This is a genomic window from Kitasatospora sp. NPDC022856 (assembly GCF_055561235.1).
The window spans coordinates 247,302-257,649 of the sequence record NZ_JBVHHE010000014.1 but is presented as its reverse complement, the minus strand read 5'-3'; the positions used below and the strand labels follow the sequence as shown (position 1 = coordinate 257,649).

Genomic DNA, 10,348 nt, shown 5'->3' with positions numbered 1-10,348 from the left:
GAGCCTCCCCGCGCCCCGGGGCGGGGCCGGGCCTCCGGTGCGCACCACCCCGGGGGCGCCCGGGGGCCCGGGGGTTCCCGGGTCGGGGGGGGGGTGGTCCACCGGTCCGGTGGACCACCGCCGCTGGTCGTCGCGACCGATCGGCCGGACACCCTCCCCGCGTTCGGTTACAGGGCGATCCACTCGGTGGAGGTGGTGACCTCCTTCAGGAGGTCGGGCAGGGGTTCGACGCCGAGGCCGGGGCCGGTGGGGACGGCGAGGTGGCCGTCGGCGAGGACGAACGGCTCGGTGATGTCGGTGGCGAAGTAGCGGTGGGAGCCGGAGGTGTCGCCGGGCAGGGTGAAGCCGGGGAGGGCGGCGAGGGCGACGTTGGCGGCCCGGCCGATGCCGGTCTCCAGCATGCCGCCGCACCAGACGGGTATGCCGTGGGCGCGCGCCAGGTCGTGGATGCGGCGGGCCTCCAGGTAGCCGCCGACCCGGGCCGGTTTGATGTTGATGACGGAGCACGAGCCGAGCGAGATGGCGGCCGCGGCGTCCGCGGCGGATTCGATGGATTCGTCCAGGCAGATCGGGGTCCTCAGCAGATCGGCCAGCCGGGCGTGCTGCACGAGGTCGTCGTTGGCGAGCGGCTGCTCGATCAGGAGCAGGTCGAACGCGTCGAGTTCGGCGAGCTGCCGGGCGTCGACGAGGGTGTAGGCGGCGTTGGCGTCGACCTGCAGGAGGAGGTCGTCGCCGAAGCGCTCGCGGACCGCGCGGACCGGCTCGACGTCCCAGCCGGGTTCGATCTTCAGCTTGATCCGGGCGTAGCCCTCGGCGACGTAGCCGTCGACGGCGTCCAGGAGTTCGGGGATCGAGTCCATGATGCCGACCGAGACCCCGCAGGGGACCCTGTCGCGGGAGGCGCCGAGGTACTGGGCGAAGGACTCGCCCGATGCCCGGAGCTGCGCGTCCAGGACGGCGGTCTCCAGGGCCGACTTGGCCATCCGGTGGCCGGTGAAGGGCTCCAGCACCCGGCCGACGGTGTGGGCGTCGATGCCGTCCTTGGGCAGCGCGGGGACGAGGAACCGGCGCAGGACGTCCTGGACGCCGTCGACGTACTCGGAGCAGTAGCGCGGCTCGGACATCGCGGCGCACTCGGCCCAGCCCTCGCCGTCGGCGGTCTCGACGCGGACCAGCAGGACGTCGCGGCCGGTCTCGGTGCCGAAGGAGGTGCGGAACGGAGAAACGAGCGGCAGCTGGATCCGGCGGAGTTCGATCCCGGAGATCTTCATGACTGGTGGCTCCTGGCGAGGGTCGGGGTGGGGGTCGTGGTCAGGGGCGTCCGCGGGGCGGTGGCGCCGGTGCGTCGGACGAGGTAGGAGCGCCGGTCGTGGAGGCCGGTGACCCGGGCACCGTCGGCGAGCAGCTCGCCCAGGGTGTGGCGGACGGCCAGTCGCCAGGCCCGGGCCGCGCCGGGGTCGGTGCGGCGCAGCGCCTCGATGTCCTCGGGGAGGTCGATGAGGACGCACTCGGCGTCGATCGGGCCGGTCTCGGGCCGGCCGTCGCGGTCGCGGACGGCGTGAGCGGTGCCGGGCGGCGCGGTGACGGGCGGGCAGGTGCCGGCGACGGTCGCGGTGACCGGCGGGGCGCTCAGGTCCCAGGTCGCCAGGACGCGGTCGGAGTCGTCGCCGCCGTTGATGGCGTCGTCCATGCGGCCGTAGAAGGACTCCAGGTACTCGGTGGGCCGGGCGCCGAGTTTGACGAGGTTGAAGTAGGCGTTGCGGCGGATCAGCGGGTCGTAGGTCCAGGTGATGCGCCGCAGTCCGCGCTCGAGCGCCCACCGGCGCTGGTGGAGCTTCAGCGCCAGGCCGATGCCGCGGCCGGGGGCGGCGCCGGTGATGTGGGAGTGCAGGGCGGTGCCGGGCGGGGTGGCGAGGAAGGCGATCGACGCCCCGACCAGGTGGCCGTCCCGGTACGCGCCGGCCACGTAGTTGCCGGCGTGTGCGAGGGCGCGCATCACCTCGACCGGGACGGGTGTGCCGCCGCTGTCGGTGCGCCAGATGTCGGCGTAGAGGCGCTTCACGTCCTCGAAGTCCTTGAGGTCGTGGAGTTCGCGTACCTGGAACGCGGTCATTGCAGGGCTCCGGTGAGGTGGGCCAGGAGGCGGGCGCGGTGCGGCATCTCGGCGGTGCGGACGTGTTCGTGGTCGGCGTGGGCGCCGTCGCCGACGGCTCCGAGGCCGTCGAGGGTGGGGCATCCGACGCCGGCGGTGTAGTTGCCGTCGGAGGCCCCGCCGACGGCGGCCTGCCGCAGGGGAGGGAGCCCGAGCGCGGCGGCCTGCTCGGCCGCCAGCGTGAACAGCGCGGCCGAGGCGGTGGCCTCCAGGGGCGGGCGGTTGGGGCCGCCCCGGAGGTCGAGGCGCGCGCCGGGCAGGTGGGGCCGGAGCGTGTGCACGAGGTGGTCGACCGTCTCCTGCGCCGCGGTGCTGGGGACCCGGACGTCGATGTTGAGGTCGGCCCGGGCCGGGACGGTGTTGTTCGTGGTGCCCGCGGACAGGAGGGTCGGGGTGACGGTGGTGCCGGGCCCGGTCCGCCCGACCACGGTGTCGGCGATGTCCTGCAGCGCGAGGACCTGGTGGGCGAGTTCGACGGCCGCGTTGACGCCCTTCCGCGGTTCGAGTCCGGAGTGCGCGGCGCGGCCGTGCACGGTGAGGTCGTAGATCGACACGCCCTTGCGGGCGGTCTTCAGCGCTCCGCCGTCGGCGGAGGGCTCGGCGACGAGGGCCGCGGAGCAGCGGCGGGCGGTCTCCTCGACGAGGGTGCGCGAGGTGGCGGAGCCGACCTCCTCGTCGCCGGTGACGAGCACGCAGATCCCGTCGAGCGTGGGGAGGGAGGCGAGGGCGTGGAACATCTGGACCAGGCCGGCCTTCATGTCGAAGACGCCGGGTCCGCGCGCGATGCCGTCCGCCACGGACCACGGGTGGGTCCTGAGCGAGCCGACCGGCCAGACGGTGTCGTGGTGGCCGAGCAGCAGGACGCGGGGCGTTCCGAAGGTCCACTGGACGTGGGTGACGCCGCCGTTCACCAGCAGCCGGGCGGGGGCGCCGAGCAGGCGGGCCCCCTGGGCGGCGACGACCCGGGCGCTGCGGGCCACCGCCTGGTGGTCGGCGGAGTACGACTCGCAGGTCACGAGCTCTTCCAGGTCGGCGAGCATCGCGTCGAGCTCCGGCGCGAGGTCTGCGGGCGGGGGCGCGGGCGGGGGCGCGGGCAGGGGCGGGGTTCCGAGGTCGGCCGGCACGGGAGGGTCCTCCTGGGGTGGGGTGACACCCACGCTAGGCAGTGCCGACGGCCGCGCGTTCGTCGTCCCGTCACAACGTGGACGGCCCGTTCGTACGCGGGACCCAAGAGCCCGGACGCCGCGGTGCGCCGGACACGGCGCCGGAGGCGGCAGCGCCCGGGCACCCGGGCGGTCAGCCGGAGCCGGTGGCGCCCGCTCCTGAGGCGGGGTCCGCACCACCGCGCTGCGAGGGCATCAGGCGCAGTTGCAGCATCGCCGCGAACCGGGCGGCCGGGTCCTGCAGGTCCAGGCACCCCACCTCGGCCACCCGGCGGATCCGGTAGCGGAAGGTGTTGGGGTGGACGTACACGCTCGCCGAGGCGGCGATCACGTCGCCGAAGGCGTCCAGCCACGCCCGCAGCGTCTCGACGAGGTGGGCGTTGTGCTTGGCGTCGTAGGCCACCAACCGGGCCAGTGGCGCGGACAGTTCGTCGCCGTGGGTGGCGGCGAGGTCGCGCAGCTCCAGCAGCAGCGCGTCGGTGTTGACGTCCGTGATCGACGCGACCCCCGCGCCCGACCGCCGCTCGAACAGCACCCGCAGCGCGCGGTCGGCGTTCGTCCTGGACCGCGCCAGGGCGGTGGACTCCTCCGCCACCGACCCGATGCCGATGACCGCGCCCGTCCGGTTCCCGGTCCGCTCCAGGAAGTCCGAGGCCACCTGTACGGCACGCTCGCACCGATGGGCCGCCTCGCCCCGCACCGGGAACAGCGCGTAGGCCACGTCGCCCAGGAGGGCCACCGCCGAACGCGGCTGGACGGCGGTGAGGTGGATGGCCAGCGCGCCGGCCAGGCGCTGCCGCTCCGCCGTGACGTGGGCGTGGTCCTCACCCGGGCGGTGTGCCAGCCCCAGGGCCATGACGAGGGTCGGCTCGTTCGCCAGTCCCAGCCGGCCGAGCGCGTCGGGCGCGCCGGCCCCGCCCTCCAGCACGGTGGTGACCAGGTCGGTGCGCAGCCGGTTCTCGGCGTCGGCCCCGGCGCGGTGGCGCAGCATGTGCAGGGCGACGAGCTTCGCGGCGTCCTTGAAGGCGGCCTCCCTGGCGGGGGTGAGCGGTTCGCGGACCGCGGCCCACACCGAGCCGAGCACCTCGTCGCCCGCCCGTACCGCGATCGCCACGCGCGGCAGTGCCGTCTCGCCCTCGCCGACCGCCGCCGGTGCGATCCGCACCGGGTCCTCGCTGCGGTAGATCTCCCGGAAGACGCCGCGGCTCTCCATGAGCCGCACGTACCGGTCGGGGACCCGGCGGGCCAGGATGGTGGCCACCCGGGCGGGGTCCGCTTCGTCCTGGCGGCCGGAGAAGGCCAGGATGCGCTGGCAGCGGTCCTCGATGGTGATAGGCGCGTCCAGCAGGGTGGCGACGGCGTTCGCCAGGGCGAACAGGTCGCCCGAGGGCACCCCTCCCAGGGTCTGCCCGCCGCTGTCCCCGATGTCGCCCTCGGCCAGCAGGGTGCGCAGCATCGCCGCCAACTGGGCCCAGGAGGCGCCGCGGGTCAGGGCGAGCAGGGGTATCCCGGTCTCGGACACCGCCCGCGCGAGTGCCTCGTCTTCCTCGACCGGCCCGCTCCCGACGGGCCCCCGTACGACCAGGGCCGCGACGCGGTGGGTCGCCAGTTCGTGCAGCAGCCGGACGATCTCCTCGGAGCCCCGGACGCCGGCCCCGAGCACGATGGCCCGCGGCGGGTACTGCTGCTCGTCGTACGGGTCGTGGATCCCCACGCCGCCGATCTCCGGGGCCAGGCCGACGTCGCCGTGCAGCAGGTCGAGCAGCGTCGGGCCGAGGTCCCGCAGTACCCGGCCCAGGCCGCCGGCGGAGTGCGTCGCCATGTGCCTGATCATCTCCGCAGGTTAGGGGCCTGACCGCGCCCCCCGCTCGGTACCTGCGGACAAGGCTAAGCCCCCGCGTTCGTCGCCCGGGACGAACGAGGGGGTGGGCTGTTCGACGGGTCCGGTGCCGGCACCGGACCGACCGACGGTGTCAGCCCTTGCCGCCGGCCTTCAGGACCTCGGCCGCGGCCACGCCGGCCGCGCTGTTGCCGTGGCCGCCGCCCTCGACCTCGGCCGCCACCGCGAGGTCGTCGCGGTAGGCGATGAACCAGCTGTTGGTGCCCTTGCCGGCACCGGCCTCGACGGTGCCGGTCTTGGCGCCGATCCGCCCCGACAGTCCGGACATCGGTGCCCGCGCGGTGCCCTGGGTCGCGGTCTTCGCCATCATCGCCCGCAGGTCCCGCGCGACGCCCTCGGGAAGCCTGCCGGGGGCCGTCACCCGCTTCGCGTCCGGCACCAGGACGGGCTGGCGGAACGTTCCGCTCTGCACGGTGGCCGCGACCGAGGCCATCAGCAGCGAGTTCACCTGGATCTGGCCCTGGCCGATGAAGGTGGCGGCCGCCTCGTCCTTGCTCTTCGGCACCGGGATGGTGGCGTCCCTGCTCGGGATGCCGATGTGCCACTCCAGGCCGAGGCCGAACTGGTCGCGGGCGACCTCGGGCACCGTCCCGAGCTGCAGCTTCTCCAGGCCCTTGTCGATGAACCCGGTGTTGCAGGAGCGGGTGAAGTCGTCGGTCAGGGTGTAGCCGGGGAAGTCGCCGGGCTCGTCGTTGTGCCAGGCGCGCGGGGAGTTGGTGGTCTCCTTGCACGGCACCACGGTGTCCGGCCCGACCCCGGCCTGGAGCAGGGCGGCGGAGGTGATCACCTTCATCGTGGACCCCGGCGGCTGCCCGCCGCCGACCGCGCGGTTGAACCCGTCCGGAGAGGAGTAGGCGAGGGCGAGGATGTGGCCGGTGCTCGGCTGGACGGCGACCAGCGAGGCCGGCTTCCCGCCCGCGGCCTGCTTCTTCACCGCCTCCTCGGCCACCTGCTGGAGGCCGGCGTCCAGGGTGAGCCTGACCTCCGGCGCGTTCGCCGGGGTGAGCACGAACAGCTGCTCCGGTGCCTTCGCGCCGCCGTCGGAGATCACCACGGCCTGCCCGTCGACGGTGGACCCGCCCTGGGCCGGGGTGATCTGGGGAAGCACGCTCCTGAGCGACGGGAACGCGTCGAGCGGCTTGCCGTTCCGGTCGACCGGCTTCGCCACCGGATCGGGCAGCAGCTTGATGCCGATCGTCTCGCCCGCGTCGAGATGCGGGTGGATCACGTGCGGCGACCAGCGCACCGCGACCCGCCCGTCGGCCGCCCGCAGCACCGTCAGCGCGCTCTCGTACTCCCAGGCCTCCGCGGTGCCCTCGAACTCCGCCTTCGCCCGGAAGCCCACCGCGGGCTCGCTCGGCGTCGCGGACGCCACCGGGCCGGTCCCGGCCAAGGTCAACGAGCGCGGCTTCACCGCGTCGCGGAACGCCGCCAGGGCGGTCCGCGCGGTCTCCTGGCGGTCGGTGAGCGCCGCCGCGGCCGTGACGTCCCCACGGCCCCAGGCCGCCAGGAAGTCCTTCGCCACGGCGTCGGCCTCCGCGGCGGTCGGCGCCGGCTGCGCCGACGCGGCCGCGGCCGGGGACTCCTGGTGGTCGCCGGCCGCCGGGCCGTTGCCCGTCACGGCGTTCACCACGTTGTATGCCCCGTACCCGCCGGCGGCCAGCAGCCCCACGACGGCTGCCGCCAGCGCGCCCTGCCAGACCCGGCGTCCGGCGGAGCGGCGCGGCGGTTCCTCGTCCTCGGTGTCCTCGGCGTCGTCCGCGTACTCGGTGTGGCCGGGCGGGTTCCCGATGGACTCGGGGTCCGACCCGTGGTCGTCGGCGTACGCGCCGGATTCCTCGTGTTCTGCTGGCACTGCGTTCCCCCCGTTGGTCCCCGGTCACGGGTCCGTTCCCCCGTCGTTCCGCTCCGCTCGGCCGCCGTGGCGGCCGGACGGCTCGGGCGGCGTCCAGCATAGGCGGGCCGGGCTCGGCGACCGGCGGCGGGGAGGCCTCCCTTCGTATGCGCAAGGGTGCCATCGGTGTCGCCAGAGGGCCCTCGGGGTGTCGCGGCCGATCGGCGGCGAGGCCTGTCCGCGGGGGGCGTCGCGGGGCCCGTGCGGCACCGGTCGCCGTCCGGCGGGTATCCCAGAAGGCTGGGATACCGGCCTTGGCTGCGTACGGACAAACTGGCGCGTGGCCGGCCACTGCGAAGGGGCGTTCCCGCGCAGGATCCGGCATTCCCCGTACCGACGGCTTCCGGAGGCACTCTTGCTCGTATCCCTCAGGCGTACCCTGCTCGCGATCCTGCTCGCCCTCACCGGGCTGCTCCTGCTGCCGGGCGGCGCGTCCGCCGACACCCCGGCGTCGGTCCTGTTCAACCAGTACTCCCAGCGCTGCCCCGACGCGAGGTCGGGGATCCAGGACATGCACCCCTGCGCTCCGTCCGACAACCCCGGCATGTGGGTGGTCAAGCGCGTCCCGGGCTACCCCGAGCGGTTCACCGTCACCACCAGCAGCCCGGACGGCGTCCTCTGTCTGACGGCCGACGACCTGCCGATGACCACCGGCTGCGTGGCGGGCTACACCAGGCAGCAGTGGGAGATCACCCCGTTCGAGGCGGAGCCGGCCCTCTACGACCTGGTCGGCCTGCGGCTGAAGAACGTGGGCACGTCGGACTGCCTGGACAACTCGCGCAAGAACTTCGGGGGTTGGAAGCTGGTCATGAGGGGCTGTGACGGCGGGAGCTACCAGCAGTGGGACGTCTACCGCAGCACCTACGAGGCGATCTTCAGCGCTCCTCCGGGCCAGCACAAGGGCATGACCTGGGGCACCCTGGAGCAGCGCGCCGACAACGTGGTGCACGTCGGCTTCGACAACCTGACCAACAGCGACCCGTACAACGGTGACACCGCGGCGAACGCCGTGCTGCCGGTGCTCTGCATCAGGCAGGACGGCCGCCCGGCTCCGGCGGGCGTCCCCACCAGCGGCTTCCACAGCTGGGCCGGCGGCGAGGTGAAGGTCACCCCGGCGCTGCCCGGCTACGAGCTGACCAGCCGCGCCGTCGCCGACCAGAAGTGCGCGACCGCCTTCGGCACCGGCTTCCGGATGGCCGAGTTCCACGACGGCACCGGCTGGGGCCTGTGGGCCAACGGTAACCTGCCCGCCAACACCCGCTTCTGGACCGCCATCAGCGGCCAGTCGGCCAACCCCTGGGACTGACCCATCGACCCCGGAGGGCGGGCGCCGACGGTGGCGCCCGCCCTCCGGGGCCTTGCCGTGCCCGGCCTGCCGGGGGCAGGTCCCTGTCGGTGGGTGGTGGTAGGCATGGGCGCACGGGTGAGACGAGGACTCCGCCGCTCCCCGACGGCGGCGGCGAGGAGTTCTTCCGGTGCGGCTGACGGGTTCTGACGGAGGGTGGGATCGAGGACCGGGAGCGGGCCCGTGGCCTCTTCGGGGACGCCTGCGCCCGGGGCGGTCCGCCGATGCGGTGGCGGGTCGCCGAGGCTACTACGTGGGCCTGCCCTCCTGGGAGACCTTCCGGACCGGCGAGCGCTTCGACGTCCCGGCGGACAGCAAGTTCCAGCTCAAGGTCGAAGCCGACACGGCCTACCTCTGCGAGTACCGCGACTGACACCGCCCCGGACCACCCGTTCCGGCGGAGCGGCAACGGCGGCGCCTCCCCCCGGGGCGCCGCCGTTGCCGCACGATTTCCTCGCGACGGCGAATATGACGGCCACGCGCCGATTTCTGTGGCTGGCGTAAAGATTGTCATCCTATTGGCCAATTCGGGTTACCGGCGCCATGGCGGTCGCAGATCGGTGACTATGATCCACTTCTTGTGACGAACAGTCAGAGCAACATAACGGCAGTGCAGTCGGCCGACGTCGTGATCCTCGGGGCGGGCCCGGCCGGTCTCCTGCTGGCCAATCTGCTCCAGCGCGGCGGAATCGACTGCGTGGTCCTGGAACGCACCGACCGCACCCGCGTACAGACCCGGGCGCGCGCGGGCTTCCTCGCACCCAACACCCTGCGGATCCTGGACCGCCACGGCCTGGCCGAAGGCCTGCACCGCAACGGCAAGCAGCACGGCGCCTGCGAATTCCGCACCGCCGAAGGCCGCTTCCGCCTGGACTACGGCAACCTCGGCCGACGCGAACCGCACACCGTCTACCCCCAGCAGTACCTGGTCTCCGACCTGCTGACGTCCTACCTGGAGGCAGGCGGGCGGGTGCACTTCGAGACCGAGGCGCTCGCCGTGCACGACACGGGCACCACCCGCCCCACCGTCGCCGTACGGGAGGCGGACGGCCGCCTCGCCCGGTGGCAGGCCAGGTACGTGGCCGGCTGCGACGGCCGGCACGGCGCGGCCCGGCGCTCCCTGCCGCCCGGCACCGTACGCCACCACCGGGACCACGGGATCTCCTGGCTCGGCCTGCTCGCCGAGGCGCCGCCGAGCCTGGACGCCGTGGGCTACGCCGTCCACGACCGCGGCTTCGCCGGGCACATGGCCCGCACCCCGGAGGTCACCCGCTACTACCTGCAGTGCGAGCGCGGCACCGCGACCGGAGACTGGTCCGACGGGCGGATCTGGGACGAACTCGACACGCGGATGTACGCCGCCGAGCACGGACCGCTGCACCGCGGCCGGATCCTCGAACGCGGGGTCGTCGACTTCGAGTCCGACGTCATCGAACCGCTGCGCCACGGATCGCTCCTGCTGGCCGGGGACGCCGCGAGCCTGATCAGCCCGTCCGCCGCCAAGGGCGCCAACCTGGCCGTCCTGGAGGCGGAACTCCTCGCCCGGGCCCTGATCGCCGACCTCGCGCACGGCGACTCCGAGGCGCTGGACCGGTACTCGCGGCAGGCCCTGGAGCACATCTGGCGGGCGCAGGAGTTCTCGCTCTGGATGATCCGGCTGCTGCACCGCGAGCCCGCCGCTCCCATAGGCGAATCGTTCTTCCACGAATCCTTGCGCCGCTCGCGCCTCGAATCCCTGCGCACCTCGCGCTCCCACCAGGACTGGTTCGCCGAGAGCTACACCGGCGTCTGAGTCCTCCCGCTCCACCCCGCTCCGCCCGGCCCCGCGCTGGCCGACCCCGCTCCGCCCGACCTCGTTGTGCCCGCCCCGTCGCGCCCGCCACGCTCCGCCCGG

8 protein-coding genes are annotated in these 10,348 nt (G+C 74.0%); 3 read left to right on the top strand and 5 right to left on the bottom strand.

Going from position 1 to position 10,348, the window contains the following annotated elements:
- Positions 1–167 precede the first annotated feature (167 nt).
- The 5 genes from menC to ACZ34W_RS19985 all read right to left on the bottom strand — a co-directional run bounded on the left by menC (position 168) and on the right by ACZ34W_RS19985 (position 7,070).
- The gene (gene menC / locus ACZ34W_RS20005) at positions 168–1,271 is read right to left on the bottom strand and encodes an o-succinylbenzoate synthase (RefSeq protein ID WP_465605837.1); all 1,104 of its coding nucleotides are present in this window, start codon (positions 1,269–1,271) and stop codon (positions 168–170) included.
- Positions 1,268–2,113 (bottom strand): GNAT family N-acetyltransferase, encoded by an 846-nt coding sequence (locus ACZ34W_RS20000; RefSeq protein ID WP_465605835.1) that lies wholly within the window; start codon positions 2,111–2,113, stop codon positions 1,268–1,270. The genes menC and ACZ34W_RS20000 overlap by 4 nt, the downstream gene beginning before the upstream one ends.
- Positions 2,110–3,192: a M20 family metallopeptidase gene (locus ACZ34W_RS19995; protein ID WP_465605849.1), complete on the bottom strand. Its 1,083-nt coding sequence runs from the start codon at positions 3,190–3,192 to the stop codon at positions 2,110–2,112. Before ACZ34W_RS19995 ends, ACZ34W_RS20000 begins: the two co-directional genes overlap by 4 nt.
- Before the next feature lie 256 nt (positions 3,193–3,448).
- Positions 3,449–5,137 carry a PucR family transcriptional regulator gene (locus ACZ34W_RS19990; RefSeq protein ID WP_465605833.1) on the bottom strand — a complete coding sequence of 563 codons (1,689 nt, stop codon included), beginning with the start codon at positions 5,135–5,137 and terminating at the stop codon, positions 3,449–3,451.
- Between the two features lie 151 nt (positions 5,138–5,288).
- Positions 5,289–7,070, bottom strand: coding sequence for a penicillin-binding transpeptidase domain-containing protein (locus ACZ34W_RS19985; protein ID WP_465605831.1), 1,782 nt, complete (start codon positions 7,068–7,070; stop codon positions 5,289–5,291).
- 394 nt (positions 7,071–7,464) lie between these two features.
- Between ACZ34W_RS19985 and ACZ34W_RS19980 the strand changes: the two genes are divergently transcribed.
- The 3 genes from ACZ34W_RS19980 to ACZ34W_RS19970 all read left to right on the top strand — a co-directional run bounded on the left by ACZ34W_RS19980 (position 7,465) and on the right by ACZ34W_RS19970 (position 10,246).
- Positions 7,465–8,415 (top strand): hypothetical protein, encoded by a 951-nt coding sequence (locus ACZ34W_RS19980; protein WP_465605829.1) that lies wholly within the window; start codon positions 7,465–7,467, stop codon positions 8,413–8,415.
- A gap of 268 nt (positions 8,416–8,683) precedes the next feature.
- Entirely contained in the window at positions 8,684–8,827 is a 144-nt protein-coding gene (locus ACZ34W_RS19975; RefSeq protein WP_465605827.1) for a pyrimidine/purine nucleoside phosphorylase, read from the top strand.
- Between the two features lie 237 nt (positions 8,828–9,064).
- On the top strand, positions 9,065–10,246 hold the full coding sequence (locus ACZ34W_RS19970) for a 4-hydroxybenzoate 3-monooxygenase (RefSeq protein WP_465605825.1): 1,182 nt from the start codon (positions 9,065–9,067) through the stop codon (positions 10,244–10,246).
- Positions 10,247–10,348: the final 102 nt, after the last annotated feature.

Excerpts from the sequence above, each read along its gene's own strand:
- ACZ34W_RS20000 (WP_465605835.1), bottom strand. The coding sequence starts at position 2,113 with ATGACCGCGTTCCAGGTACGCGAACTCCACGACCTCAAGGACTTCGAG.
- ACZ34W_RS19995 (WP_465605849.1), bottom strand. The coding sequence starts at position 3,192 with ATGCTCGCCGACCTGGAAGAGCTCGTGACCTGCGAGTCGTACTCCGCC.
- ACZ34W_RS19990 (WP_465605833.1), bottom strand. The coding sequence starts at position 5,137 with ATGGCGACGCACTCCGCCGGCGGCCTGGGCCGGGTACTGCGGGACCTC.
- menC (WP_465605837.1), bottom strand. The coding sequence starts at position 1,271 with ATGAAGATCTCCGGGATCGAACTCCGCCGGATCCAGCTGCCGCTCGTT.